This window comes from Vibrio aquimaris (assembly GCF_009363415.1).
GTDB classification, from domain to species: Bacteria; Pseudomonadota; Gammaproteobacteria; order Enterobacterales; family Vibrionaceae; genus Vibrio; species Vibrio aquimaris.
This window is the reverse complement of record NZ_CP045350.1, coordinates 847,061-873,815: the sequence shown is the minus strand read 5'-3', so window position 1 is coordinate 873,815 and position 26,755 is coordinate 847,061. Positions and strand designations below refer to the sequence as shown.

Sequence of the window (26,755 nt, the reverse complement as noted above, 5' to 3'; positions counted from 1 at the left end):
AAGGAAGTAAACATGTTAGAAAGTATTGGTCACCTGATTAACGGCGAGATCCACTCAGAAGAAGAACAAGCGCAAGCTGTATATAACCCAGCAACGGGCGAGCCATGTGCGCAAGTATGTATGGCATCAGAACAAACCGTCGCTATGGCAATTAGCGCGGCTAAGCAAGCTTATCCTGCTTGGCGAAATACTCCACCAGCGGTTCGCGCTCAGGTTATGTATCGCTTTAAACAACTACTAGAAGACAACCAAGATACCATTTGTGAATTGGTCTCACGAGAACATGGTAAGGTACTTAGCGACGCAAAAGGCGAATTGGCTCGTGGTATAGAAAATGTCGAGTTTGCTTGTGGGATCCCAGAGTTACTCAAAGGAGAGCATAGCCGCAATGTTGGACGCGATATTGATGCTTGGAGCGAGCTACAACCTTTAGGTGTAGTAGCTGGAATTACCCCCTTTAACTTTCCAGCCATGGTCCCACTTTGGATGTGGCCAAGTGCAGTAATGTGTGGCAATACTTTTGTGCTCAAACCATCTGAACGCGACCCTTCCTGTGTGCTATACATTGCTCAGCTCGCTGAACAAGCTGGTCTACCCAAAGGGGTGCTTAACGTGGTTAACGGGGGGGCTGATGCGGTCAATCAACTGATTGATGATGACACGATTCAAGCAATTAGCTTTGTCGGCTCGACCCCAATTGCAGAAACCATTTATCAACGCGCATCAGAGAAAGGGAAACGCTGCCAAGCTCTGGGCGGTGCAAAAAACCATGCGGTCATTATGCCAGATGCTGATATTGACAATGTAACCAGTGCGTTAATGGGGGCAGCCTACGGCTCTTGCGGTCAGCGTTGTATGGCTATCTCAGTTGCAGTTGCTATTGGTGATAAGGTTGCCGATGCTCTTGTAGACAAACTCAAGCATCAAGTAGAAGCACTTAAAGTTGGCCCTGGCAGTGATGATACCAATGAGATGGGGCCACTTATCACAGCAGCACAAAAGGACAAGGTCACTAACTATGTGACTCAGGCCGTTGAGCAGGGAGCCGAACTTATTGTTGACGGCAGAAACCTTGTTGTTCTAGGCTATGAGTCAGGTTTCTTCTTTGGCGGCACGCTGTTTGACAAAGTAACACCCGCCATGGACATCTATCAACAAGAGGTATTTGGTCCTGTGCTTGTGGTGGTAAGAGTCAACTCTTTAGAAGAAGCAGTCTCACTTATTAACCAACATGAGTATGGCAACGGCACTTGTATATTTACCCGAGATGGGGAAGCTAGCCGTTATTTCTCTGACCAAGTTATGGTTGGCATGGTGGGGATCAATGTACCTCTGCCAGTCCCTGTTTCTTACCATAGTTTTGGTGGCTGGAAGCGCTCCTTGTTTGGTGACTTGCATGCATATGGTCCTGATTCGGTTCGCTTTTACACTAGACGTAAAGCCATCAGTCAAAGGTGGCCAACAGGCGAAGCGAAGGATGGAACCTTGTTTTCCTTCCCAAGTTTGTAACCTGTAACAATAACAAATTATCAAGCCTAACATTGGCCTGCGGCTGAACAATCCACAGGCCAATGTCAGATTTAAAGTATCCATTTATTGTCTATTTGAACACTCAAGCTCTGTTATTTCAATGAATGACGGCCAAGAGTTCACGGCCTGAGCATGGCCTAAAAACAAGTAAAAAGGAGTTTGTATGCAAAACTTACGCGTCAATGGCGATCGACTATGGCAAAGCCTTATGGAGATGGCTCAATTTGGATTAACGGAAAAAGGGGGATGCGCTCGCTTAGCCGCAACCGAATTAGATGGTAAAGCCAGAGATTTGTTTGTCGACTGGTGTAAAGCCTGCGGCTGCACTGTCAGTGTCGACAAAATGGGTAATATTTTTGCTCGCCGTGAAGGCAAAAACAATTCACTGCCAGCCGTTGCAACGGGCAGTCACTTAGACACTCAGCCAACCGGTGGTAAATTTGACGGCGTGTTTGGCGTATTGGCAGGAGTTGAAGTGCTGCGCACCTTGCATGACAACAATATTGTCACCGAAACACCAATGGAGTTTACGGTGTGGACCAACGAAGAAGGCTCTCGATTTCAGCCAGCCATGCAAGGCTCTGGGGTCTATGTTGGTCGGTTCGATTTAGAAACAGAGTTAAACAAAACAGATGTCGATGGCATTCGATTAAAAGATGAGCTAGAGAAAATCGGCTATTTAGGTAAGGAAGAGCCCGGCAGCCGCAACATTGGTGCCTTTTTTGAAACTCATATAGAGCAAGGCCCAATCTTGGAAGACCAAGGAAAAACCATAGGTATAGTACGACTGGGGCAAGGTATTCGATGGTATAACGTGACAATTAAAGGTCGTGAGTCTCATTCAGGCACCACGCCTATGTATTTGCGTAACGACGCCATGGTAGCGAGTGCCAAAATTATTACCGAGGTTGAGGAAATCGCTCACCGCTACGAAAATGGACTTGGTACAGTCGGCTTTATGCAAGTTTTTCCAAATTCTCGCAATGTGATCCCAGGTGAAATTACCTTTAGTGTCGACCTACGCAACCCCAATGCCGATACACTGGCTGAGATGGACAGCGTATTTACCAAGTACTGCGAGTCGGTAGCGAAAGAGCGCGAGATACAAATCGATATTGACCCCTTCTGGTATTTTGCTCCTGTTGAATTTAATGCCTCTGACGATGTTAAATCTGCTGCAGAAAAGCTTGGCTATTCGAATATGGATATCTACGCAGGTGCAGGACACGATGCTTGCTATATGGCTGACCTAGTTCCTACTGGCATGATCTTTACCCCTTGTGAAAATGGCATTAGTCACAACGAAATCGAAAATACTTCTCCTGAAGAGTGTGAGGCTGGAGCTAACGTTCTTCTCCATACCATGCTCGAAGCGAGCGAACGGATTGCAAAAGAATCTGTTAGCCCGGCTGAATATGACACCGCAGGGTAAATCTCTGCTCGAAACAAATTCTCAAACGGATGAGAAGTTAATGAAGCAATCAAGCATGAAAAAAATTGGCAACTTCTACGAGCTAGAGGTCGCCAAAGATTTAATCGATAGTAAATACTTTAATCAAGACCTCGCCCCCACCAAAGTCTCAGAGCGTACTTGGAGTAAAGTAAACATTGCCGCATTGTGGGTTGGTATGGCCATCTGTGTGCCAACTTATACACTCGGAAGCATACTCACGGCCTACTTTGGCCTGTCAGTACTTGAAGCCTTGTTTACCATTTTACTTGCTAATATCATTGTATTAATCCCCCTCACTCTCAATGCCTTTGCTGGCACCAAATACGGCATACCTTTTCCAATTCTTCTGCGTTCGTCATTTGGTACTCTCGGCTCTAATGTTCCATGTCTAATCCGAGGGCTAGTTGCTTGTGGCTGGTTTGGTATCCAAACCATGTTCGGTGGTTTAGCCATTCACCTACTTTTGTCAGAGCTTTCGACAAGCTGGGCCAGCCTTGCAGGTGTCGGAGAAGTACTCGGGTTCTTTATCTTTTGGGTGCTCAATATAGGTATAGTGCTCAAAGGTTCTGAGTCTATAAAATGGCTCGAAACTCTCTCAGCACCGCTGCTGCTTGCAGTGGGATTCGGTCTGATATTTTGGGCAAGTGATAAGGTCTCTTATACAGAAATCATTATGACTCCAGCCAATCGCCCTGAAGAAGCGGGACTGGCCAGTTACTTCTTTGCAGGACTCACGGCTATGGTCGGCTTTTGGGCAACACTATCGCTCAATATTCCAGACTTTAGCCGCTACGCAAAATCGCAAAAGGATCAAATTGTCGGGCAAATCATTGGCCTACCTCTGACCATGTTCTTTTTTGCTGCATTAGGCGTTGTACTTACCTCTGCCTCATACACACTGTTCGGCGAAACCATATCTGATCCCATCACTCTGATCAGTAAAATTGAAAGCCCATTTTGGGTCGTTATTGCCATGGTTTTGATTATAATTGCGACGCTATCGACCAATACGGCAGCTAATGTGGTATCGCCGACCAATGACTTTCAAAATATCGCTCCTAAACAAATCAACCATACTCGTGGAGTCATGCTCACAGGACTGGTTGGTTTGGGACTGATGAGTTGGGAGCTTCTAAAAAAGCTCAACTGGATAGAGTCTGATGTCAGCGTCGAAGCTATGTATTCTAATTGGCTACTTGGATATTCTAGCCTTCTAGGACCAATAGCAGGGATCATGATTGTCGACTATTTTCTGATCAAAAAACAACACTTAGATATTCCCGCACTCTACTCTGACCAAGAACAAAGCCCATCAATTAACTATGCAGGCTTCATTGCCTTCTTCATCCCAGTAACCCTAACCATTATTGCCCTCACTTTTGATGTCTTAATTTGGTTTTACAACTACGGATGGTTTACCGGCGCCTTTTCTGGGGCAATGTTGTACTACCTAATCGCCTCGGCCAGTACACATCCAGCAATCAATGCTCAACCGGAAAAAGCCTGAACAAGAACGGCCACTAGTGCTTAGCGCTAGTGGCCATATTAAACAAGGAGTTATGATGAATCTTTTAATCAAAGGGGGCGATATCGTCACCCATGAACAAACCTACTCAGCCGATATACTGTGCGTGGATGGCAAAATAAGTCAGATAGGTCAAAACCTTGATATTCCAAAAGACACTGAAACAGTTGATGCCCATGGCAAACTGGTCATGCCTGGCGGAATCGACCCCCATACTCATATGCAATTGCCTTTTATGGGCACAGTGGCTTCCGACGACTTTGCCTCAGGGACAGCAGCCGCCCTTGCTGGCGGCACAACAACCATTATTGACTTTGTTATTCCCTCTCCCAAACAGTCATTAATCGAAGCTTATCACCAATGGCAAGATTGGGCGTCGCTATCTCAATGTAACTACAGCTTTCACGTTGCGATTACATGGTGGGATGAATCGGTAAAAAATGAAATGAAAACCTTGGTTGCAGACCATGGTGTGAATAGTTTTAAGCATTTTATGGCCTACAAAAATGCCATCATGGCTACCGACGATATTTTGGTGTCAAGTTTTAGTACCTGCCTTGAGTTGGGGGCAATACCGACTGTACACGCAGAAAATGGTGAGCTGGTTCATCATCTGCAACAAAAGCTGTTAGAAAAAGGGATCACAGGTCCTGAAGGACACCCACTCTCTCGCCCACCAGCGGTTGAAGGTGAAGCCGCTAATCGTGCCATCAATATTGCAGGTACTTTAGGAGCGCCTATTTACTTAGTGCATGTTTCAACGGAAGAAGCCGTTGATGCGATAAAATACGCCAAAGACAATGGACAAATCGTATTTGGCGAGTGTCTTGCTGGTCACTTAGTCATTGATGATAGCGTTTATAAAAACTCAGATTGGAACTACTCTGCCGCGCACGTAATGAGTCCTCCTTTCCGGCCTAAAAAGCATCAAGACGCTTTGTGGAAAGGCTTGCAAAGTGATGCTATTCAGACCACAGCCACTGATCATTGCGCTTTCTGCGCCTCGCAAAAAGCCATGGGCAAAGACAATTTCACCATGATCCCAAATGGCACATCAGGAGTGGAAGAGCGCATGATGGTGATGTGGGATAAAGGCGTTAATCAAGGTAAAATCACACCCAATGAGTTCGTTGCAATGACATCCACTAATGCTGCCAAAATCTTTAATTTATACCCTCGTAAAGGCGTGATTGCTGTTGGGTCCGATGCCGATATCGTTATATGGGATACTAAGCAGGAGAAAACCTTCACGGTTAGCGAACAGATGTCTAAAATCGACTTCAATATTTTTGAAGGTATGCAGGTTCAAGGTAAACCCGTTATGACCATCTGTAATGGTAAGGTTGCTTGGGATAAAGGAGAGCTGAAATCAGCACCAGGCGATGGTCAATACATTACCCGCCCTCCGTATGCGAGTTTCTATCAAAGTCAACTCAAGCGCAATCAGCTTGAAGAACCAGAAGCGGTGAGTCGCTGAGTGCTACTGTTAATAAAGTGAGTGATGGTAAGCACTGAAAAAAACGCCAGCGATGTCGCTGGCGTTGTACTTTTATCAACACTCTAAACAATAAATTTATTTAAGATAGAATCTTGCTCACGCACGTTTTCGGTTTGAACTTGCATTGCAACATTGGCGTCTTCTGCAGCATCGGCAACTTGAGTGGACAGGTCTTTAATCTTCACTGTATTCGCATTGATTTCCTCTGCCACTAAGCTTTGCTCCTCTGCCGCTGAAGCAATCTGCATATTCATATCTGTGATACTCTGAATTGACTCGCGAATGCGCTGTAGAGACTCATCAGCAGCTTTTGCTTTTTCCACCGCATCGACAGCCGTAGTTTTACTCTCACGCATCGCAGCAGATACTGAACTAGCACCAGATTGTAGCTGCTCAATCATATTGCGAATTTCAGTTGTTGATTCCTGAGTGCGCTGGGCCAAGGTTCTCACTTCATCAGCAACCACCGCAAAGCCTCGGCCAGATTCACCAGCCCTTGCAGCTTCGATGGCAGCATTCAATGCGAGTAAATTCGTTTGGTCAGCGATATCGTTAATTACTTTCAAAATGGTTTCGATGTTTGCCGTCGCCGACTCAAGCCCTTGCACCTCTTCCACCGCTTGGTCAATTCTGGCAGATAGCGCATCTATTGATGCTGTAGTATCACTCACCACAGACGACCCCATTTGTGTCGCCTCATCGGCTTCTTTTGCCGCCCCAGCAGCTCCTTGGGCGTTGTTGGCAACTTCCGTCGCTGTCACGGCCATCTCGTTCATCGCTGTTGCTAACTGCTCTAGCTCATGAAGCTGACTGCGCATCGCTTCAGCAGACTCTTCTGAACCCTGAACTGTCATTTCTGTGCCGCGTAAGATTTCAGCACCGATGGCTTTCGATTGCTGGATCTGCTTTTGCAGTGTCTCAGTAAAGGTGTTAAAGCCTTCAGCAAGTTCAGCGAACTCTTTATCAGTATTGGTATCTAGCCGCTTAGTTAAATCTCCTTGGCCTGAGGCAACATCTTTAATGGCTTCGTTTAAGGTACCAAGTGGGCGCATCAGCACTTTAATTAAGAAACTGAGTACAATGACACTTAAAACAACACTGATAATTGTGTAAAGAATAGAGCTGTTACGCATATCTGAAACAGCGGCAAAGGCGATATCTTCATCGACAACAGCTCCTATAAACCAGTTTTCACTAGGAACTGGGGTAAGATGCACCATATATGAACGTCCATCTTTTTCAAACCGTTGCTCACCTTCTTTAAGTGTAATATCGGGAAGATAAGTCGATAGCTTTTGACCGTTGTTCTCCGCTTCAGGGTGGGCAATTGTGGTTCCATCAGATGACACAATAAATAAATAGCCAGCATCTAGAAGATTGGCACTATTGACCAAATCAGCCAAGCCAGTTAATTCTAAGTCATAGAACATAGCAGCGGTAAATTGGCCGCTATCTTTCACTGGAGTACCGATTGATATGATGACCTTTTTTGAGGAAACATCGACATAAGGTGCTGTAACTACTAACTTGCCCTGTGCTTTCGCCGCCTTATACCAAGGGCGAACTCTTGGATCATAGTCAGAACCAGCTTCCCAACCATCGTCATTTTCAACTACAAAACCATCAGCTTCATAGGCATAACCGACCGCTAAAAAAGTACCTTTAAGGTTGGGCTTTTCAAGTACATCCTTAACTCGAGTTTTGTTCTGCGGGTCAAGCTCCAGCACTTCGGTGGTCGACATAGCGAGGGATTTTTTACTCGCCATTTCAGATACGACGGTGTTTTTTACCCCTTTCACCATCTCCGTTAGACTGGTATCAACCAAGTCTTCAACTTCTTCTTTAACAGTGCTTAACTGCTGAATAGACAGTAACACAACGGTGACCAACAACAGCAGTGAAGATGCTGCGACAATCTTTTGACTGAATCTCATAGTGTCCCTCAAAGAGTAATTCGTTTGTAGTTGTTATCTTGTCATTTATTATTATCGTCCTAACCAACGCAGACTTAAGAAATTTCCTACAAAACTGATGTTTTGTAAAACACTCTTTTAAAAAGTATATACCTTCTACGCAATAAAAAAGCTCGAATGCATATGCATTCGAGCTTTTTGTTGTATATATATGAAAATTATCATTAACCTGGATGGCTATAAGCATCTTCTTCGTCGTGACTTGGCAAAGCATTCCATACAGCCTTGACTAAAGTGGCCAGAGGAATGGCAAAAAACACCCCCCAGAACCCCCACAAACCACCAAATACTAATACGGCAACAATGATCGCCACTGGATGTAAATTTACGGCCTCTGAAAAGAGAATGGGAACCAACACGTTACCATCAAGAGCCTGTATGATGCCATATGCCAAAAGTAACCAGTAAAACTCTGGAGTAAAGCCCCATTGGAACAAGCCAACGATTGCTACGGGAACTGTCACAGCAGCCGCTCCTATATACGGAATAAGTACCGAGAGACCAACAGCTACCGCAAGCAATACAGAATAACGCAGTTCTAAAAGAGCGAATGTCACGTAACTTACGCTACCAACAATAAGGATCTCCATGACTTTTCCACGAATATAGTTTGAGATTTGCTCATTCATTTCATGCCATACTTTAGTCGCGAGCTTACGATTTCTCGGCAGAACCCTGCTTGCAAGAGAAATCATCTCCTGCTTGTCTTTAAGCAGAAAAAAAACCAGTAAAGGTACCAAAATCAGATAGACAGCCAAAGTAGCGATACTTATTAAGGATGCAAGAGAGCCTTTTACCACTGTCTCTCCCATTACAATAATTTGATTTTTCGCGTTAGTTACGACCGATTCGACAATCTGAAAATTGTCTAATTCCGGGTATCGCTGCGGCAGCTCAGCAATCGCTCTCTGCACTCCCTGATACATGGTTGGGATATCGTTAATCAAATTTCCTACCTGTTTCCAAATCGTCGGAACAAGCCCAAATACAGCGATTAGCATTAGGCTGGTAAAACCCGCAATCACCAATATAACAGCGAGGTTTCTTGGAATGTGAAAGCGAGAAAGCTGCGTCACTGGCCACTCTAATAAATAGGCCAAAACGATCGCAACCAAAAGCGGCGCAATTAAATCACCAAAAAAATAAATCGTGACAAAGCCAACCAATAGGATCGCGACCAAGCTTACGGCATGTGGATCGGAAAAGCGTCGTTTATACCAGCGACTCACCATTTCAAACATTCGGTAGGGTTCCTTTAATTAGCTTTACACGATAATAATCATCACACTCTTCACAGAACACACGAAAAGATTGCTTAAGCAAAAAGCGTTTTATATCAAAGAAAGACTGCTGGTCTGCCACGTATATGATCGCCTCTTGGCCCGTGACCATATCTTTGACTCGACGTTTCACTAGCAATAAAGCCATTGGACAACGTTCATCACGTAAGTCCAACACATTCTGTTCCATTATTTAGCCTAATGTGTAACATTGAGCCGAATATTGTATAGTGTTTTGTTTTCAACGTCAGGGCAAATTCCCTCAACAATGCAAGTTTCACATTATACTGACTGTCAACATAAGAATTACCCTAAAATTCATTATGTGAAGGTCGACTGTGTGCATAAGCAAGTGAAACCTTATCACAAAAAGAGAGTCAAACTCGATATCCCATACTCAACCCTGTTATTATAGATAGTAGGCTCAGCAAAACGCCCTACGATTATGGAGTACATTCATTAATATATGTTTAAACGTACACGCTCACTCGTCTGCTTATGTGTAGCGGCCTCTCTAGGCATGCAACTCCCTATCTACGCAAATAATATCGATTTACCTGATATAGGTACGACTGCTAGCAGTACACTAACCATAGATCAGGAACTTCAATATGGTGATGCCTATATGCGTATGCTGCGTAGTAGCCATCCGATCATCAGCGATCCTGTTATCAATGAGTACATTGACAGCCTTGGTCATCAACTGGTTGCTAATGCTAATGACGTCAAAACGCCCTTCACTTTTTTTATGATTCGCGATCGCAACATCAATGCGTTTGCCTTTTTCGGCGGCTATGTCGCTTTACATAGCGGCTTATTTCTTCATGCAAAAACAGAAAGTGAACTGGCATCCGTCATGGCTCATGAGATTTCACACGTCACTCAGCGCCACCTAGCCAGAAGTATGGAAGACCAAGCGCGACGCTCTCCTGCAACTTTAGCAGCCTTAGCGGGTTCATTATTACTCGCAATAGCAGCACCAGAGGCTGGTATTGCAGCGATAACGGCAACGACTGCTGGTAATATTCAAGGCCAAATAAACTATACAAGGAGTAATGAAAAAGAAGCAGATCGGTTCGGTATCGAGACACTCGCAAAGGCGGGCTTTGATGTGAATGCGATGCCAAGGTTCTTCTCGCGACTTGCTGATGAATACCGCTACGCAAGTACTCCACCGCCAATGCTTCTCACTCACCCTCTTCCAGAAGATAGGATTACCGATAGCCGCGCCAGAGCTCGTAGCTACCCTGAGAGAAAAGTCGTCCCTTCGATTGATTACAACCTAGCTCGAGCGAGGATTGTGGCAAGATATGCAGATATCAACTCAGAGTCTGCCTTGGATTGGTTTGCTCGCACCGAAAAAAAAGCACCAAACGACATCAAGCCTTCTTTTCAATATGGTCGCGCTCTCGTTTATTTAGATAACAAACAACTTGATAAAGCAGCAGAGCTTTTGCAAGCATTACTCAAGCAGCAACCCGATAGTAACTTCTACTTAGATGCGATGACTGACCTTTATTTAGCCAAGGGACAAGCATCTAAAGCAGAAGTCATGCTAAAAAATGCTTTGAAGTCGAAACCAAATAATTCTGTACTGACGATCAATTATGCCAATGTCTTGATGAAACAAGACAAAAACGAAGACGCTGTGCGTATTCTCCAGCGCTACACTCACGATAACCCTGATGACATCAATGGATGGCACCTTCTTTCTGAAGCAAACATTCATCTTGGGCGTAGAGATGAAGATCTCGCTTCAAGAGCAGAAATACTCGCTCTTAAAGCCAACTGGAACAAAGCTATTCAGTACTATACTCAAGCAGGCCAAATTGCCGAGTTAGGTAGTCTCAAGCAAGCTAGATATGACGCTCGAATTGACCAACTAATCGCCGCTAGAGACCGATTTATGGCGCTACAATAAACCATTCCCTAACCACAAAGTATGTAGAAATATTCTGTTTTTAATAAATTTTTTGGTTATCATATTTCAAAAGAGTCAGTCAGCTTTTAAGCTTGTTGACTCATCTACTGCTCGGAGATTTAAGTTATGTCAGTCGTGATTTATCACAATCCACGTTGCTCTAAAAGCCGCCAAACACTCGCGCTGTTGGAAGAAAAAAATATCCAGCCTGAAATTATTAAATACTTAGAAACACCACCAACTGTGGCGGAACTGAAGACTTTGTACTCTCAGCTAGGCTTGAAAGAAGTCCGTGATATGATGCGCACCAAAGAAGAAATATACAAAGAGCTTAGCCTTGCCGGTGCATCCGATCAGAAGCTATTTGAAGCTATGTCTAACAATCCCAAACTGATTGAGCGCCCTATTGTCGTCAAAGGTGGTCAAGCGAAACATGGTCGTCCACCTGAACAGGTACTTGAGATTTTATAATATGGCATGTCAACTTCTGGTCCTTTATCACAGCCGTCACGGCTCTACTCGTAACTTAGCAAGGCAAATTGCTCGTGGTATCGAATCCACCCCTAATTGCGAAGCTTGGATCCGAACAGTTGATGGTATTGAGTCAGAAGGTGACGCTCAAGATCCGATAATCACGTTAGACGAACTTAAGTCATGTGATGGATTAGCGATGGGAAGCCCAGTTTGGTTCGGCAATATGTCCGCCTCTTTGAAACACTTTTGGGACCAAACCTCTAGCTTATGGATATCTGGCGATTTAATCGATAAGCCCGCTTGTGTGTTTAGCTCTTCTTCTAGTTTGCATGGAGGACAGGAAACGACATTGCAAACCATGATGTTGCCGCTTCTTCACCATGGCATGCTTATTATGGGCATACCTTATTCAGAGCCAAAACTACATACCACTCAATCTGGCGGAACGCCCTATGGAGCGACGACTGTTAGCCATGGCAGCAATAGTCTCACAAAAGAAGAAATTGAGCTTGCGCAGAACCTAGGTAAACGCCTTGCTGCAACAGCACTAACACTGAGAGGAAGTTAGAATGAAGGAAATGCAAGTAAGCACCAAACTCGTCCGCATTCTAGCTTTGGGTGGAAACTTAGGATTACTTGCTTGGGTTTTTACATGGCAATTTTACTTATCTCCTCACCCTCTTATTAACCCTATTGCAATAGCCGTAGCATGGAGTGTCCCACTAATTTTACCCTTACCGGGAATAGTAATGGGCAAGCCATATACCCATGCGTGGGCAAATTTCTTCCTTATGCTGTATTTTCTGCATGCCTTCACCATCTTGTATATTGACGACGGAGAGCGTTGGCTTGCTACTATAGAACTCGCACTAACAAGCCTTGCTTTTGTCAGTAATATTTTATTTGCACGATTTCGTGGGCAAGAGCTAGGGCTCAAACTGAAACGGCTATCAAAAGTCGAAAAAGAAGAAAAACAAAGATTTGAATAATACCTCTCCGACTTAAAGTGGTTTATGGCTGAAAATGAAAAGGTCTGGCAAAAGCCAGACCTTTTTAGTATTCAATCACAGTTTCATCAAACTCTATCGTGCGATCCACTTCTTGTGGCTCTTCAGTCGCTGCAACAGTAGGCGTACCTTTCCATTCAAACATAAGAACTTGCTCAGAAGGAATAAGGTCGACACTATTCTCATCCCAAGAATTCAAGTCAGGATCCAATACAGTCTCTGAAAACTCACTTTCGCTCTTTTGAAAATTTGAGGGAATGGGATCCAATGTATTATTAAGCGGAATAACCTTGTCCATGCGACCAAGCTCTTGTTCAAACTGAGCTTGAGATGCTAATAGATGTACGTTAAAAGTCACCTGATCACTTTGAATTTTTAGGATATCCAAGGAGGCAACTGAGCTTAATTTCTTGAGGCTCTTTTCTAAGTTGAAGAAATCGACCGCATTTTTTAGAGTGGTAAAACGAACTTTAACCGTTTCCGATGACTCACTAGCTACAACAACTGAGCTCTTATTGGCATAGTAGTCGCTAATTTGGTTAATCATTTTTGAAGCGCCCTCTTCTCCAGAGTTGGACCCAGACAGGGGGGCTTGACGTGTTACACCAATAGTTGCTGGTTTTTGATCATACAAGGTCCAACGAAGTGAAGTACCATCTGATCTCACCAGTAAAACTGCATCAACAGGATAGCGCTGACTCGCTTGGCTAAGCGGACGGGTAAATCCCCCCCAAAGATCCGAAGCAGCAACGCCAGTAATATCATCAAAATCACCGACAGGCACAGTGAGCGGTAAACCTCTCTTGACCGCTTCAGCTCTTATTTGAGTCAGCACCATAGACTCAGAATGTTCCCAAGTGATACTTCTATCGTACTGCGCCTCTTCAACCAACCAAACTAAAACATTAGCCCGAGCGGCTGGCCACACTGGCACCTGAGCTTGACTAAGAAGAGAGCGAATATGAGGCCCACTAAATCCCATTCTTAACGTTTGCTGGCCTTCGAGTTGACCATGACTGATTTGCGATAAGTACTGAGAATTTTGCTTTAAAGCTTTCTGAATAACAGGATTAGACGTAGCATCTAAATCACCCGATGCCCGAACAATAATCTCTTTCATTCCACTCACTCGGGCCTTTGCATCAGCATTATCAACCCCTGAGTCGAGTACAATCTCAGTCTGATATAAGTCTACGTTGGTTAGAGCAAGCACGGGAAAGCATGCAAATACCAAAACCAAAAAAGCTAAACGGCGCATAGCAATCCTAACATCATTTAATCATTTCCAGCTTACGATGATAAGCAACTATCCCTCGCTGAGCAACTAAAGCGCATTTTTATCTTCACATACACTTTGGTCTACTTGGCAGTTTTGCTCAGTTTACTCCTTCATATTGACTTTTATTTGATCCTACACTGATTGCAATCGTTTGCTGAGGTGATAAGATCCGGCGCGTTTTGTGGCTAGCATATCACCGCTACATCGGTCTGAGTCAATAGAGGAAAATGTAAGATGAAAAATGCCATCCAAGGAGCACAAATGCTCTTTGTTGCATTCGGTGCACTGGTATTAGTACCATTATTAACTGGTCTAGATCCGAGTGTTGCTCTTTTTGGCGCAGGCCTAGGCACTCTGCTTTTTCAGTTTGTCACTCGCCAAGCCGTACCTATTTTCCTTGCATCTTCCTTTGCATTCATTGCCCCTATTTTGTATGGAGTTCAAACCTGGGGTATACCGGCAACTATGGGCGGACTCATGGCGGCAGGCCTAGTCTATGTCGTGTTAGGCGCTTTTATTAAAGTCAGAGGTGTTGGATTTATCCATAAACTTCTTCCTCCGGTTGTTGTTGGACCTGTCATTATGGTTATTGGTTTAGGTTTAGCACCAGTGGCTGTAAATATGGCACTTGGAAAAGGAGGCGATGGAACACAACTGATAGATGCGAACGCCTCTTTGGTTATTTCCTGCGTATCACTGGTCACAACTATTGCTATCAGTGTGTACGCAAAAGGCTTTGTTAAATTAATGCCCATTCTAGGTGGCATACTGGCAGGCTATCTCACCAGCCTTGCGTATGGTATCGTTGATTTTAGCCCAGTAACGCAGGCTGCCTGGTTATCTTTACCCAAATTCACAGCGCCTGAATTTAATATTAATGCCATTTTATTCATGATTCCCGTTGCTATCGCTCCAGCCGTTGAACACGTTGGTGATATGCTTGCGATATCTAATGTGACTGGTAAAGATTACCTCAAAAAGCCGGGCCTACATCGCACGATAGCTGGTGATGGTATTGCTACAATAGCGGCTTCTATGGTGGGCGCTCCACCAAACACAACCTACTCTGAAGTTACAGGTGCCGTATTGCTTACCAAAGCATTTAATCCGGTTATCATGACCTGGGCTGCGGTCACTGCCATTATTCTTGCTCTAGTTGGCAAACTTGGCGCCGTATTGCAAACCATCCCTATGCCAGTTATGGGGGGGATTATGATTCTCTTATTTGGTTCAATTGCGACGGTAGGCCTAAATACTTTAATCAAAAATAAGGTCGACTTGCATCAATCTCGTAATTTAGTGATTGTTGCTGTCACTCTTGTTTTTGGTATTGGTGGCATGGCTTTTGGAATTGGAGAGTTTAGCTTACAAGGCGTCAGTCTATGCGGGATTGTGGCTATATTGCTTAACTTAATCCTACCGAAAACTTTGGGCGAAAATCACATTGTAGATAACGCACAAATTGAAGATGAAATAAACTAAGCAACCCAAGCTTTGCACGGGTTAGTTTTATGGTCTCTAGCCAAAGTCTAACCCATTATCTTACCTCTGCGTAGATAAGATCAGCGGAATACTAGTCATCTATATTCAAACAAAGCTCAGCAAACTGACCTCTCGTCAATAAGGCTAAATCTTGTGGTGCAAGTTCGATTTCTACCCCACGCCTGCCAGCACTAACACAGATAGTTGCTTTGTTCTGGGCACTTTGATGAATATAAGTAGGCAGGTCCTTTTTTTGTCCTAAAGGGCTTATTCCTCCAACAACATACCCTGTGATTTTTTGAGCAATTTCAGGATTTGCCATCTCTACTTTTTTCGCTTTCGCCGCCTTGGCAGCCAATTTTAGATTAAGTTTATGCTCGACAGGAATCACCGCGACAGCCAAGTTTTTTGAGTCACCGTTAAGACTAAATAATAGAGTTTTAAACACATCACTTGGGTCTTGCCCCATAGCTTCAGCGGCTTCCAGTCCATAACTTTCTGCACGAGGGTCATGTTGATATTCATGAATGGTATGCGAGATTTTCTTCTTCTTAGCAAGGTTAATGGCGGGGGTCATAGAGGTTCCATTATGAAAAATAAAAGACGCTGAATCCTAAACCCAGCGCCTCAATTATCTTAGGTGGTCCAATTATTTATACACAACTTCATTCGACACGAACTTGTTAACATCAATTGGACTGTTATCTTGAAGGTATTCTTTCAATATTTCAGCATCAACAAAGCCAGTGTTCACATAGCCAGGGTGATCACTGATCTTAGGATAACCATCGCCACCAGCTGCGTTGTAGCTTGGCACTGTAAAGCGGTATGTTTTATCTAGTCTGAGCTGCTTGCCACCAATGAAAACATTCGAGACTTTATCATTAGATACTGTCATTGAAATGCCTGCAAACTGAGCATAAGCGCCGGAGTCTACTGGCATGGTTGCAACCGCATTCAAGTAATCTAGTACTTCTTTGCCCGTCATATCCGTGTAGGTCAATATATTACCAAACGGCTGAACTTTAAGCACATCCTTATAAGTGATATCTCCACCTTCGATAGAATCACGCACACCACCAGAGTTCATAATACCAAAGTCAGCTTGCGCTCGTTCCATATGAGCAGTTGCAATTAGACGCCCAAGGTTAGTCTGCTGGAAGCGAACCACATCTCTATCACCTTCTAATTTGCCATTAGACTCAGCAATTTTCACCTCTAATTGTGCTTTACCTTTTTCTTGATATGGACGTAGAAATTTTAGCATCTCTTGATTTTCTGCAATTTCATCTTGAATAAAGACACGCTGCTTTTTGCCATCAATTTTTACTTTTTTCTTCAAGTTCACTGGGATCAAGTCGTAACTCACCATCTCCAGCTCTCCATTACGAAATTCGTAATCGGCACGCCCAACATACTTACCCCATTCATGGGCTTGCACAATGTAGGTGCCGTTTTGCAAGTCGGGTTTACATTCATCACCAGGTTTAAAGCGTTTGTTGACAATGTTTGGCCCTTCCATGCAAACAGGCTCTTGTGAATGCCCGCCAACAATCATGTCTAAATCACCTTCATTGAGGTATCTCGCTAATGCCACATCGCCAGGCGCATTAATGCCACGATTACCATTTTCGTAGTGCCCCATGTGGGTTACGGCAAAAATCAGGTCAGGGTGTTCGGTTTTTTTGATTTCAGCAATCAACTTCTTTGCTTCTTCTTTAGGATCTCTAAAATCGATTCCACTGATAAATTCCGGGTTACCAATTTTGGCAGTATCTTCGGTTGTTAGGCCAATAATGGCAATTTTTATTCCTTGCTTTTCAAACATCTGATATGCCTGAAACATGCGTTTGCCCGTTTTCTTGTCATAAATGTTGGCAGATAGCATTGGGAAGTTTGCCCATTCTATCTGCTTAAAAAGCACATCCAGTGAGTTATCAAACTCGTGATTCCCCAACGCCATCGCATCGTAGCCAATTTTACTCATACCTTTAAAGTCGGGTTCGGCATCTTGAAGGTCAGATTCAGGAACACCTGTATTAATATCACCGCCAGAGAGAAGAAGAACGCTGCCTCCCTCACTCTCTATATCTGCACGTAGTTCGTCAATTAAGGTTTTACGCGCTGCCATGCCGTACTCACCATATTTATTCTGCCAGAAACGGCCATGGTGGTCGTTGGTGTGAAGAACGGTCAGCTTATAAGTTTTATCCGCTTCCCACTCTGGCTTAGGTGCCGTTGCACAACTAGCAAGAGTGGTTAGAAGAGCGGCACTCAATGCGGTTTTAAAAATCAAACGTTGCTTCATTATCATACCTTTGAGCATATAGAATTGTTTAATGAATGGAGTTTTAGACTCATTGAGCAATTAACGAACTTGTTTTGAGATCATGCTCAATAAAAGGTTGGGATAGTTTAAGTTAAGCGGCTAAAGCTAGCATCTTGTTTTGATAGTTATGCTGTTTAGATCACCATAATTAATAATTGAATACCTAATAAAGTGACCTAGCTGATGTTATCTCATTAATATACTAGCTATTTACTTTTCATCTGGAATAAAAAGGCTAACGCATGCGTTAGCCTATCTGATCTTTTATTAGTTAATCTCAATATGCTCGAAACCTTTTATCAAGTCATCCAAAGCCTTCATTTGAGCTAAAAATGGTTCCACTTTATCGAGCGGTAGGGCTGAAGGGCCATCACATTTCGCTTTGTCAGGATTAGGGTGCGATTCAATAAATAGACCTGCAATACCTGTTGCTAATCCAGCCTTTGCTAATTCAACCGTCTGCTCTCTTCGGCCACCAGATGCAGAACCTGAAGGATCTCTCATTTGCAGTGCATGCGTCACATCAAAAATAATCGGACTACCATTTGATGCTTTCTTCATCACTCCAAAGCCAAGCGTATCAACCACTAAATTGTCGTAACCATAACAAGAACCTCGCTCACAAAGAATCACCTGTTTATTGCCACACTCTGCAAACTTTTCAACTAGGTTACCCACTTGACTTGGGCTCATAAACTGCGGTTTCTTAACATTAATCACAGCACTCGTTTTAGCCATTGCTTCGACTAAATCGGTCTGGCGTGCCAAAAAGGCAGGTAATTGAATCACATCAACCACATCGGCTACTGGCTGAGCTTGCTCTTCTGTGTGCACATCGGTAATAATTTTAACGCCAAAAGTATCCTTAATCTCTTGGAAGATTTTCATTCCTTCTTCTAACCCAGGGCCACGATAAGAGTGCACTGAGCTGCGATTCGCTTTATCAAAAGAAGCTTTGAATACATAAGGAATTCCCAGTTTTTCTGTCACTTTGACGTAATGCTCACAAATCTGCATCGCCAGATCCCTAGACTCAAGAACATTCATACCTGCGAATAGGGTAAACGGCTTATCATTGGCAACTGGGATATCACCAACTTGAACGGTTTTTTGATCCATTTTGTAGTCTCTATTTCTGTCTGTTTACTACTATGCTTAATGCACGGTAACCTGAGTCAAGCTCATCGCATTAACTTGATTTTTGAGTAACTCAGCGGCGGGGTCATCAGGACACTGATCGATAAAGTATTGGTAATCACTCAGTGCGACTTGATGGCAATCTAATTGCTGATAGATAAATCCTCTATCACGGATTTCATAGGGGTCATCAGGTACAAAACTCAGTGCAAGATCGGTACATTTTAATGCTAGTGTATATCTCTCCTCACGCAGTAAAGTGCTCTTTAGCAACGCTAGCCAGCGACCAATCACAGTTGGGTTGTCAACTGATTTAAGATGCGAAGGTTTAAGCTTAGCTAACGGACCGCTGTGGCCAATTAACCAAGCTCTCAGTACCTGCTTGGAAACATATTCACCATTAAAAGGATTGATGAACTTTGGCGCCTCACCAAACCACTCTAACTTAATTAAAAATTGGCTTGGGAAAGTCACACCAGATACAGGTAAACCTAGTTTACGACCCAAGTATAATAGTATAGACCCCAAGCTGACCGGAATCCCTTTCCTGCTCTCTAAGACTTTATCGACGAACGCATTCGATGATTCATAATAAGCCTCCTGATCACCAGAAAATCCCCATTGATGGTAAAAAAGACGCAATAAGGCATCAAATCGTTGTTGTTCATCGACTTCATGGCTAAGGGCAAGTTCGGCCTCTTTGAGCAAACGTTTAAGCTCGTTTCTTGCCCATATGTCATTGGTTTTTGGGTTGATGGCTTTATTTAAAATCAGTGCGCTCTCAGCCAGTTCAATCGCGTCAAAATCTTCGTCAAATAGCTCTACCATGGATATTCTTACACTCTCCTCAACCCAGCAACATTGGTATTTTAGTAACGGCTAATTTGCCTGCCATTGCGATCCAGCCCAAAGCACCAAAGAAAGCAAAGGTACGCAACATCTTGTTTTTGCCCAATTTAAGAGCAAAAACACCAAGAGCTATATACGCAAGAACACAAGTAATTTTCTCAGTTAGCCAAGGCGCTGCAGGGGTAAATGGAATAAAATTGGTGATAAATATAAGCCCAATACCTGAAAGCAATAGACAGGTGTCATTAATATGAGGGAAAACTTTGAGAAACTTCTTTTCCAGCAGGCCAGAGTTTGCCATCATCAGCCCATAACGCAGTGATAGCAAAGTGACGCTAATGACTACTGTCAATAAATGAAAATGCTTTAAACCTTCATACATAATTATTTCTCTTTCTGGCATAGAGAAAATTGACCCACAGTGACTCGGTCATTTTCCCCATAATCTTTGTAAGTGGTAATGCTCTGATAACCCAAAGCGCTTAAAATATCTCTCACCGATTTTCCTTGGTCATACCCATGTTCAAACATCAGCCAGGCTCCAGGCAACAAAAAGCCCATTGCTTGGTTAGCAATATGTTTGATATCTGCAAGGCCGTTGTCCTGAGCGACTAACGCACTCAAAGGCTCAAACCTTACATCACCTTGCGTAAGATGAGGATCGTTCTTTTCGATATAAGGAGGGTTTGACACAATCAAAGCAAACTGTGTGCCCGCCTCCAAAGGGGTAAACCAATCACCACAGAGAAAGTTAGCATTTTCAATGCCAAGCTTTAATGCATTTGATTCTGCTAGCTGTCTTGCTTCCTCTTTGACATCAATACCCCAAACTTGACGCTTAGGTAGCTCAGAAGCTATCGCCAAAGCAATGGCTCCTGTGCCTGTGCCTAAATCGAGAATATCGCCCGGTAATTGAGGCGCTTTTTCCAGTGCAATTTCCACCAAGCGTTCTGTATCTGCGCGAGGAATAAGCGTGCTTGGAGCGACTTGCAAAGGCAAAGACCAAAACTCTCGTTGACCTAATATGTAGGCCACAGGTTCACCTTTGATACGACGCTGCAAAACTTGCTCAAACGCCTGTGTGTCATCGATAGACAATAGCTTGTCAGGCCAAGTCAACAAAAAAGATCTCGGTTTATCTAGTACATGGCAGAGCAATACTGATGCATCAAGAGAAGGCGATTCACTGCCGCTCACTGTTAACCTTTCAGTTGCAGACTTTAGCGTATCCTCAACGCTAGATGATTGCTTCATTAATTATTCTCTGCCAAGGCAGCAAGCTGATCTGCTTGGTGCTCTTGAATAACAGGATCAATCAAGCTAACAAGATCACCTTCCATTACCTCACTCAATCGATAAAGCGTTAGGTTGATACGATGATCTGAAACACGTCCCTGTGGGTAGTTATAGGTACGAATTCTATCGCTTCGGTCGCCAGACCCAAGCAGGTTTCGGCGAGTGTCAGATTCTTGGGCAGCACGCTTGGCTTCTTCTGCTTGTATAATACGCGCAGCCAACACTGACATAGCTTTAGCTTTATTTTTATGCTGTGAGCGTTCATCTTGGCACTCAACCACCGTCCCTGTCGGTAAGTGAGTAATACGAATTGCAGAATCTGTTGTGTTGACGTGCTGACCGCCTGCTCCAGAAGCCCTGAAGGTGTCAATTTTTAGGTCTGCTGCTTTGATTTCTGGAATTTCCGCTTCTGGAATTTCTGGCATAATGGCTACCGTGCAGGCAGAAGTATGCACTCGACCTTGTGATTCTGTTGCAGGGACACGTTGTACACGGTGTCCGCCTGACTCAAACTTTAAGATACCATATGCTCCATCGCCATTAACTTTGGCAATCATTTCTTTGTAACCGCCCTGCTCAGACTCATTGGACGATATCACTTCAATACGCCAACCTTTCTTTTCAGCAAACTTACTGTACATGCGGAATAAATCTCCGGCAAAAATGCCCGCTTCATCTCCCCCTGCACCTGCGCGAATTTCTAAGAAGCAATTGCGATCATCATTCGGATCTTTTGGCAGGAGCAAAATTTGCAGCTCGTCATTGAGGCGCTCGATGGTCTCTCGCGCATCTTTGATTTCTTCCTGCGCCATTTCGCGCATTTCAGCATCATCTTCTTTTGCCATTTCTTCAGCTGCTTTCAGATCTTCTTGAGCTTGCTGATAAGCTTGAAAGCACTTAGTGACTTCCTCTAACTGAGAATATTCTTTGGACAGGGCGCGGAATTTGTCTTGATCACCAATGACATCAGGGTCACCAAGTAAATGCTGAACTTCTTCATATCGTTCAACGAGTGTTTCTAGCTTAGTTAGAATTGAGGCTTTCATAGTTTTATTAACTCAGGGTTCTATTTAGTTGGTTGGCAGAAACCAACCAAGAGTGTTAAGAGTCTTCAAGACCCAGACTTTGTCGTAATGTCGCAAGCTTGGCAGGCTCACCTTGCTCAGCGGCACTTTGCAGAGCTCGAGTTGGGGCATGGATTAATTTGTTGGTCAACTTATTACTAAGCTCAAGCAGCACTTTCTCCGGATCTGTGCCTGCGGCTAAAGACTGTAAGCTTTTGCTAAGCAAATCTTCACGAATATCATTGGCTGCTTTGCGATAGTCCCGAATACTATCGACTGCCTGCAACGAACGCAACCATGACATAAATGTCGCACTTTCTTCACTCACAATCGCCTCAGCTTGAATTGCCTCGACCTTACGTTGCTCCATGTTGTTTTCAACAATCGATTGCAAATCATCCACTGAATAAAGATAAGCATCATCGAGTTCAGCAACCTGAGACTCGATATCTCTGGGAACCGCGATATCGACCAATAACATAGGCTGATGTCGGCGAGCTTTTAATGCGGTCTCGACCATACCCTTTCCAATTATGGGCAGAGGGCTTGCAGTGGAGCTTATCACAATATCGGCGCGAGCAAGATGATTAGGTATTTCTGGCAAACCAATGATTTGTGCGCCGAATTGCTCGGCTAAAGGCTCAGCACGTTCATAAGTTCGGTTCGCAACTATCATATCACTACAGCCATTGCTCGCGAGATGTTTAGCGACCAACTCAATCGTCTCGCCAGCTCCAACAAGCAGAACTGTAGATTCACGTAGTGACTCAAAAATATGCTTGGCAAGTGTACAAGCCGCATACGCTACCGAAACAGCATTACCACCGATATCGGTTTCTGTACGAACGCGTTTTGCAACAGAGAAGACTTTTTGAAACAGTTTATCCATTGCCGTGTCAACAGATTGATGCTGACGCGAATCAGAATATGCCTGCTTTACCTGTCCCAATATTTGGGGTTCACCTAGGACAAGAGAATCCAACCCACATGATACACGCATCAAGTGACGAATTGCGGCCTGCTCTTCATGAACATATAAGCTGGGCTTTAAGGCTTCAGGACTAATTTGATGGAATTGAGCAAGCCAATCAATGACTTTACTTTTGCCTAATGCTTTAACATCACAGTATATTTCAGTCCGATTACAGGTAGAAATGATAACACTACCATTTACATATGGATTATCACCTAATTGCTTAAGTGCTTGTGGTAATTTTTCCGGCCCAAATGCGACTTTCTCTCGTAGTTCAACGGAAGCCGAATTATGGTTAATACCGATAGCAAGCAATGACATGTAATCAAGTTTCTCTGAATCAGCGAATAAGCGAACAAGGACAGAATTTTACTTTATGCCCCAATTTAATTAAAGGCCATTAAGGATATGTTTTCATCACTTCGTGATTTCAATGGTATACTCTGGCCCACCGACACCATTCAATATGGACAAATATTACACAATGACGGTCAATTCTCGTCTCTTCATCACTTTTATACTCAGCGGATTGTTTCTCTCAGGTTGTGCTTCCATTGATCCAAGTACTACCAATGTTGAATGGCAAACACAACAGCAAAAACTTGCCTCAATAAATAAATACAAAACCAATGGGAAACTCGGCTATATTTCACCCGAACAGCGCCAGTCACTCAACTTCCAGTGGAAGCACAGCTCAAGCTTCAAACAGCTGAGGCTAACGACTTTTCTTGGCCAAACAGCACTCAACCTAAAAATTACCCCCGAGGGCTCCTCTATTGAGACTTACCAAGATGAGACTTTTACCTCTCATGATGCTCAATCACTTATTTATCGCCTCACTGGGCTGAATTTGCCGGTTGAACAGCTCAATAGCTGGTTTTTAGGTAGCCCTGAAGGTGCCGATAGCTTTGTGCTTAACGACACTAATACTCTAGCGTCGCTGACTAAACAAGTGCAGAGTAAAGTTTGGCAACTCGATTATCTAAGTTATCAAGACGTACAGTATCAACACCAAACACTCCCATTGCCACACAAACTCAAGTTGACGCAGGGAGATATCAAAATAAATATCATCATTTCCGACTGGAATATTGAACAATGATTCATGACACCACCGTTTGGCCATCGCCCGCTAAGCTTAATCTATTCTTGTACATTACAGGGCAAAGAGATAATGGTTACCACGACTTACAGACCTTATTTCAATTTTTGGATTATGGTGATGAACTCACTATAACGGCTAATAACACTGGTGAGATTACCATTGAACCTGAACTTCCAGGTGTGCCGACTAAAGACAACCTTATTTATCGAGCAGCGGATGCGTTAAGAACAAAGAAAAATTGCACCTATGGCGCCCATATCAAACTCAATAAAAAATTACCTATGGGTGGAGGGATAGGTGGTGGGTCTTCCAACGCCGCCACAACTCTTGTTGCGCTAAACCATCTTTGGCAGACAAAAGTATCTCAAGATGAACTTGCACAGATTGGTTTAGCTCTTGGCGCCGATGTGCCAGTTTTCACACAGGGTTTCGCTGCCTTCGCCGAAGGTGTCGGTGAAAAACTAGCAAAAGCTCAGCCCGAAGAGAAATACTACCTGGTAGTGAGACCAGGAGTATCTATCACCACCGCCGAGATATTTTTCCATCCGAAACTGCACAGAAATTCGCCAAAGCGTGATCTAAATACGCTTCTAAGTAGTCCTTACGAAAACGATTGCGAAAAAGTTGTGAGAATGCTGTACCCAGAGGTTGATAAGCAACTTTCATGGCTGTTACAATATGCGCCGTCAAGACTTACAGGAACCGGATCCTGCGTTTTTGCTGAGTTTTCAAGCCAAAATGAGGCCAACAAGGTTCTTGAATTATTACCTGACAATGTCTCAGCTTTCGTAGCGAGAGGGAAAAATATTTCACCTCTTTATGAGACACTTGCTAACTATTGCTTAGCACATAATATAATCTAAATACTGGACGCAACCCTGAGGTTTCTACCGTGCCTGATATGAAGCTATTTGCTGGTAACGCTACACCTGAACTAGCCCAACGTATTGCTGATCGTCTCTACATCTCCCTTGGTGATGCAACTGTTTCTCGTTTTTCTGATGGCGAAGTCGCTGTTCAAATCAACGAAAATGTACGTGGTAGTGATGTTTTCATCATCCAATCTACCTGCGCACCAACTAATGATAACCTAATGGAATTGGTCGTGATGATTGATGCAATGCGCCGCGCTTCTGCCGGCCGTATTACAGCAGTTATCCCTTATTTTGGCTATGCTCGCCAAGACCGCCGAGTTCGCTCTGCACGTGTACCTATTACTGCCAAAGTCGTCGCTGACTTTTTGTCCAACGTTGGTGTTGACCGTGTACTTACCATCGACCTACACGCTGAGCAGATTCAAGGTTTCTTTGATGTTCCAGTAGATAACATCTTTGGTACACCTGTTCTTCTGGATGACATGGAAGCACGAGGACTCGAGAACCCTGTTGTCGTATCGCCAGACCTTGGTGGTGTGGTTAGGGCGCGTGCGACGGCGAAAGCACTTGGCGATATTGATATCGCGATTGTTGATAAACGTCGTCCTCGTGCAAACGTATCTGAAGTGATGAACTTGATTGGTGACGTCGAAAATCGAGACTGCGTGATTGTTGACGATATGATCGATACAGGCGGCACCTTATGTAAAGCAGCAGAGGCGCTTAAAGAGCGCGGTGCTAAACGAGTTTTCGCCTACGCCACTCACGCTGTTTTCTCTGGTAATGCCCATCAAAACATCAAAAATTCAGTGCTAGACCAAGTCATAGTCACTGACTCAGTTACGCTATCAAAAGAAATGCAAGCAACAGGCAAAGTCACCACACTAAGTCTATCTCGTATGCTTGCAGAAGCGATTCGCCGTATCAGCAATGAAGAATCAATCTCAGCAATGTTCAATTAAGTCAAATTGAACACAATAGAGAATGTACTAAAACACCTCCCACAGAGGTGTTTTATTTTTCATATTCACACCAGATAAACGGATACCTCGCCCAGACGAATATTTCTGTGTTATCATACCGCGCTTTTAAGATGCCAACAGAGATCTTTACCGTGAGCCAATCAATTAAACTTCTTGTCGGACTCGCTAACCCTGGCCCAGAATATTCTAAAACTCGACATAACGCAGGGGCTTGGGTCGTTGAAGAGCTGGCGCGCGCCCATAACATCATACTCAAAAGTGAACCCAAGTTTTTTGGTATGACAGGCCGCCTCATCGTTCATGGACAAGATCTCCGGTTACTCATCCCGACCACATTTATGAATTTATCAGGTAAATCTATTGCCGCTTTGGCCAAGTTCTACCAAATAAAACCTGAAGAAATCATAGTTGCGCACGATGAGCTGGATTTACCCCCTGGTATCGCTAAGTTAAAAAAAGGTGGCAGCCATGGCGGACACAACGGCCTGCGCGACACCATAAGTAAACTGGGTAATTGCAAAGATTTTTACCGCCTGAGGATAGGTATTGGCCATCCAGGGCACAAAGACAAAGTAGCGGGCTTTGTACTGGGTAAGGCACCAGTTAAGGAGCAAGAACTCCTTGACGCTGCGACTGACGAAGCAGTACGTAGCTTGGATATCCTACTCAAGGACGGCTTAGCAAAAGCACAAAACCGCCTACACACGTTCAAAGCAGAATAA

25 protein-coding genes are annotated in these 26,755 nt (G+C 43.9%); 13 read left to right on the top strand and 12 right to left on the bottom strand.

Going from position 1 to position 26,755, the window contains the following annotated elements:
- Positions 1–12 precede the first annotated feature (12 nt).
- From FIV01_RS04120 to hydA, 4 genes are all read left to right on the top strand, one after another.
- On the top strand, positions 13–1,509 hold the full coding sequence (locus FIV01_RS04120) for a CoA-acylating methylmalonate-semialdehyde dehydrogenase (protein ID WP_152429857.1): 1,497 nt from the start codon (positions 13–15) through the stop codon (positions 1,507–1,509).
- Between the two features lie 184 nt (positions 1,510–1,693).
- Complete coding sequence (locus FIV01_RS04115) at positions 1,694–2,962, top strand: Zn-dependent hydrolase (RefSeq protein ID WP_152429856.1); 1,269 nt, start codon at positions 1,694–1,696, stop codon at positions 2,960–2,962.
- 55 nt (positions 2,963–3,017) lie between these two features.
- Positions 3,018–4,490: an NCS1 family nucleobase:cation symporter-1 gene (locus tag FIV01_RS04110; RefSeq protein ID WP_216649456.1), complete on the top strand. Its 1,473-nt coding sequence runs from the start codon at positions 3,018–3,020 to the stop codon at positions 4,488–4,490.
- 52 nt (positions 4,491–4,542) lie between these two features.
- Positions 4,543–5,985 (top strand): dihydropyrimidinase, encoded by a 1,443-nt coding sequence (gene hydA, locus FIV01_RS04105; protein WP_216649455.1) that lies wholly within the window; start codon positions 4,543–4,545, stop codon positions 5,983–5,985.
- A gap of 83 nt (positions 5,986–6,068) precedes the next feature.
- Here hydA and FIV01_RS04100 read toward each other — a convergent pair whose 3' ends face one another.
- The 3 genes from FIV01_RS04100 to FIV01_RS04090 form a co-directional block, all read right to left on the bottom strand.
- Positions 6,069–7,940, bottom strand: coding sequence for a methyl-accepting chemotaxis protein (locus tag FIV01_RS04100; protein ID WP_152429854.1), 1,872 nt, complete (start codon positions 7,938–7,940; stop codon positions 6,069–6,071).
- A gap of 203 nt (positions 7,941–8,143) precedes the next feature.
- Positions 8,144–9,220 carry an AI-2E family transporter gene (locus tag FIV01_RS04095; protein ID WP_152429853.1) on the bottom strand — a complete coding sequence of 359 codons (1,077 nt, stop codon included), beginning with the start codon at positions 9,218–9,220 and terminating at the stop codon, positions 8,144–8,146.
- Positions 9,213–9,449 (bottom strand): sulfurtransferase TusA family protein, encoded by a 237-nt coding sequence (locus FIV01_RS04090; RefSeq protein ID WP_152429852.1) that lies wholly within the window; start codon positions 9,447–9,449, stop codon positions 9,213–9,215. The genes FIV01_RS04095 and FIV01_RS04090 overlap by 8 nt, the downstream gene beginning before the upstream one ends.
- 276 nt (positions 9,450–9,725) lie before the next feature.
- Between FIV01_RS04090 and bepA the strand changes: the two genes are divergently transcribed.
- The 4 genes from bepA (at position 9,726) to FIV01_RS04070 (ending at position 12,643) form a co-directional block, all read left to right on the top strand.
- Entirely contained in the window at positions 9,726–11,180 is a 1,455-nt protein-coding gene (gene bepA / locus FIV01_RS04085; protein ID WP_152429851.1) for a beta-barrel assembly-enhancing protease, read from the top strand.
- A 126-nt stretch (positions 11,181–11,306) separates the two neighbouring features.
- Positions 11,307–11,651, top strand: a complete 345-nt coding sequence (gene arsC / locus FIV01_RS04080) for an arsenate reductase (glutaredoxin) (protein WP_152429850.1) — start codon at positions 11,307–11,309, stop codon at positions 11,649–11,651.
- Between the two features lies 1 nt (position 11,652).
- Positions 11,653–12,222 (top strand): NAD(P)H:quinone oxidoreductase, encoded by a 570-nt coding sequence (wrbA, locus tag FIV01_RS04075; RefSeq protein ID WP_152429849.1) that lies wholly within the window; start codon positions 11,653–11,655, stop codon positions 12,220–12,222.
- Between the two features lies 1 nt (position 12,223).
- Positions 12,224–12,643, top strand: coding sequence for a DUF2069 domain-containing protein (locus tag FIV01_RS04070; RefSeq protein WP_152429848.1), 420 nt, complete (start codon positions 12,224–12,226; stop codon positions 12,641–12,643).
- 64 nt (positions 12,644–12,707) lie between these two features.
- Here the strand turns inward: FIV01_RS04070 and FIV01_RS04065 are convergent, their stop codons facing one another.
- Positions 12,708–13,919: a DUF2066 domain-containing protein gene (locus FIV01_RS04065; protein WP_152429847.1), complete on the bottom strand. Its 1,212-nt coding sequence runs from the start codon at positions 13,917–13,919 to the stop codon at positions 12,708–12,710.
- 255 nt (positions 13,920–14,174) lie between these two features.
- Between FIV01_RS04065 and FIV01_RS04060 the strand changes: the two genes are divergently transcribed.
- Positions 14,175–15,422, top strand: a complete 1,248-nt coding sequence (locus tag FIV01_RS04060; protein WP_152429846.1) for a uracil-xanthine permease family protein — start codon at positions 14,175–14,177, stop codon at positions 15,420–15,422.
- A gap of 91 nt (positions 15,423–15,513) precedes the next feature.
- Here the strand turns inward: FIV01_RS04060 and ybaK are convergent, their stop codons facing one another.
- The 8 genes from ybaK to hemA form a co-directional block, all read right to left on the bottom strand.
- Positions 15,514–15,999 (bottom strand): Cys-tRNA(Pro) deacylase, encoded by a 486-nt coding sequence (ybaK, locus tag FIV01_RS04055; RefSeq protein WP_152429845.1) that lies wholly within the window; start codon positions 15,997–15,999, stop codon positions 15,514–15,516.
- A 72-nt stretch (positions 16,000–16,071) separates the two neighbouring features.
- Positions 16,072–17,730: a bifunctional UDP-sugar hydrolase/5'-nucleotidase UshA gene (ushA, locus tag FIV01_RS04050; RefSeq protein WP_152429844.1), complete on the bottom strand. Its 1,659-nt coding sequence runs from the start codon at positions 17,728–17,730 to the stop codon at positions 16,072–16,074.
- A gap of 288 nt (positions 17,731–18,018) precedes the next feature.
- Positions 18,019–18,870, bottom strand: a complete 852-nt coding sequence (gene kdsA, locus FIV01_RS04045) for a 3-deoxy-8-phosphooctulonate synthase (protein WP_152429843.1) — start codon at positions 18,868–18,870, stop codon at positions 18,019–18,021.
- A gap of 36 nt (positions 18,871–18,906) precedes the next feature.
- Positions 18,907–19,716 (bottom strand): SirB1 family protein, encoded by an 810-nt coding sequence (locus FIV01_RS04040; protein WP_152429842.1) that lies wholly within the window; start codon positions 19,714–19,716, stop codon positions 18,907–18,909.
- A 19-nt stretch (positions 19,717–19,735) separates the two neighbouring features.
- The gene (locus tag FIV01_RS04035) at positions 19,736–20,119 is read right to left on the bottom strand and encodes a SirB2 family protein (protein WP_152431646.1); all 384 of its coding nucleotides are present in this window, start codon (positions 20,117–20,119) and stop codon (positions 19,736–19,738) included.
- A gap of 2 nt (positions 20,120–20,121) precedes the next feature.
- Complete coding sequence (gene prmC, locus FIV01_RS04030; protein ID WP_152429841.1) at positions 20,122–20,991, bottom strand: peptide chain release factor N(5)-glutamine methyltransferase; 870 nt, start codon at positions 20,989–20,991, stop codon at positions 20,122–20,124.
- Positions 20,991–22,079, bottom strand: a complete 1,089-nt coding sequence (gene prfA / locus FIV01_RS04025; RefSeq protein ID WP_152429840.1) for a peptide chain release factor 1 — start codon at positions 22,077–22,079, stop codon at positions 20,991–20,993. The genes prmC and prfA overlap by 1 nt, the downstream gene beginning before the upstream one ends.
- Positions 22,080–22,134: 55 nt before the next feature.
- A complete protein-coding gene (hemA, locus tag FIV01_RS04020) occupies positions 22,135–23,391 on the bottom strand; it encodes a glutamyl-tRNA reductase (protein WP_152429839.1) in 1,257 nt (418 codons plus the stop codon).
- A 163-nt stretch (positions 23,392–23,554) separates the two neighbouring features.
- On the opposite strand from hemA, the gene lolB reads away from it, so the two are divergent.
- From lolB to pth, 4 genes are all read left to right on the top strand, one after another.
- Complete coding sequence (gene lolB / locus FIV01_RS04015; protein WP_152429838.1) at positions 23,555–24,172, top strand: lipoprotein insertase outer membrane protein LolB; 618 nt, start codon at positions 23,555–23,557, stop codon at positions 24,170–24,172.
- Complete coding sequence (gene ispE, locus FIV01_RS04010; RefSeq protein WP_152429837.1) at positions 24,169–25,038, top strand: 4-(cytidine 5'-diphospho)-2-C-methyl-D-erythritol kinase; 870 nt, start codon at positions 24,169–24,171, stop codon at positions 25,036–25,038. Before lolB ends, ispE begins: the two co-directional genes overlap by 4 nt.
- Positions 25,039–25,067: 29 nt before the next feature.
- On the top strand, positions 25,068–26,012 hold the full coding sequence (locus tag FIV01_RS04005) for a ribose-phosphate pyrophosphokinase (protein ID WP_114786799.1): 945 nt from the start codon (positions 25,068–25,070) through the stop codon (positions 26,010–26,012).
- Between the two features lie 152 nt (positions 26,013–26,164).
- Positions 26,165–26,755 (top strand): aminoacyl-tRNA hydrolase, encoded by a 591-nt coding sequence (gene pth, locus FIV01_RS04000; RefSeq protein WP_152429836.1) that lies wholly within the window; start codon positions 26,165–26,167, stop codon positions 26,753–26,755.

Bases quoted from the DNA above. Each gene is read 5' to 3' on its own strand.
- FIV01_RS04120 (WP_152429857.1), top strand. From the start codon at position 13: ATGTTAGAAAGTATTGGTCACCTGATTAACGGCGAGATCCACTCAGAA.
- FIV01_RS04115 (WP_152429856.1), top strand. From the start codon at position 1,694: ATGCAAAACTTACGCGTCAATGGCGATCGACTATGGCAAAGCCTTATG.
- FIV01_RS04110 (WP_216649456.1), top strand. From the start codon at position 3,018: ATGAAAAAAATTGGCAACTTCTACGAGCTAGAGGTCGCCAAAGATTTA.
- hydA (WP_216649455.1), top strand. From the start codon at position 4,543: ATGATGAATCTTTTAATCAAAGGGGGCGATATCGTCACCCATGAACAA.
- FIV01_RS04100 (WP_152429854.1), bottom strand. From the start codon at position 7,940: ATGAGATTCAGTCAAAAGATTGTCGCAGCATCTTCACTGCTGTTGTTG.
- FIV01_RS04095 (WP_152429853.1), bottom strand. From the start codon at position 9,220: ATGTTTGAAATGGTGAGTCGCTGGTATAAACGACGCTTTTCCGATCCA.
- FIV01_RS04090 (WP_152429852.1), bottom strand. From the start codon at position 9,449: ATGGAACAGAATGTGTTGGACTTACGTGATGAACGTTGTCCAATGGCT.
- bepA (WP_152429851.1), top strand. From the start codon at position 9,726: ATGTTTAAACGTACACGCTCACTCGTCTGCTTATGTGTAGCGGCCTCT.
- arsC (WP_152429850.1), top strand. From the start codon at position 11,307: ATGTCAGTCGTGATTTATCACAATCCACGTTGCTCTAAAAGCCGCCAA.
- wrbA (WP_152429849.1), top strand. From the start codon at position 11,653: ATGGCATGTCAACTTCTGGTCCTTTATCACAGCCGTCACGGCTCTACT.
- FIV01_RS04070 (WP_152429848.1), top strand. From the start codon at position 12,224: ATGAAGGAAATGCAAGTAAGCACCAAACTCGTCCGCATTCTAGCTTTG.
- FIV01_RS04065 (WP_152429847.1), bottom strand. From the start codon at position 13,919: ATGCGCCGTTTAGCTTTTTTGGTTTTGGTATTTGCATGCTTTCCCGTG.
- FIV01_RS04060 (WP_152429846.1), top strand. From the start codon at position 14,175: ATGAAAAATGCCATCCAAGGAGCACAAATGCTCTTTGTTGCATTCGGT.
- ybaK (WP_152429845.1), bottom strand. From the start codon at position 15,999: ATGACCCCCGCCATTAACCTTGCTAAGAAGAAGAAAATCTCGCATACC.
- ushA (WP_152429844.1), bottom strand. From the start codon at position 17,730: ATGAAGCAACGTTTGATTTTTAAAACCGCATTGAGTGCCGCTCTTCTA.
- kdsA (WP_152429843.1), bottom strand. From the start codon at position 18,870: ATGGATCAAAAAACCGTTCAAGTTGGTGATATCCCAGTTGCCAATGAT.
- FIV01_RS04040 (WP_152429842.1), bottom strand. From the start codon at position 19,716: ATGGTAGAGCTATTTGACGAAGATTTTGACGCGATTGAACTGGCTGAG.
- FIV01_RS04035 (WP_152431646.1), bottom strand. From the start codon at position 20,119: ATGTATGAAGGTTTAAAGCATTTTCATTTATTGACAGTAGTCATTAGC.
- prmC (WP_152429841.1), bottom strand. From the start codon at position 20,991: ATGAAGCAATCATCTAGCGTTGAGGATACGCTAAAGTCTGCAACTGAA.
- prfA (WP_152429840.1), bottom strand. From the start codon at position 22,079: ATGAAAGCCTCAATTCTAACTAAGCTAGAAACACTCGTTGAACGATAT.
- hemA (WP_152429839.1), bottom strand. From the start codon at position 23,391: ATGTCATTGCTTGCTATCGGTATTAACCATAATTCGGCTTCCGTTGAA.
- lolB (WP_152429838.1), top strand. From the start codon at position 23,555: ATGACGGTCAATTCTCGTCTCTTCATCACTTTTATACTCAGCGGATTG.
- ispE (WP_152429837.1), top strand. From the start codon at position 24,169: ATGATTCATGACACCACCGTTTGGCCATCGCCCGCTAAGCTTAATCTA.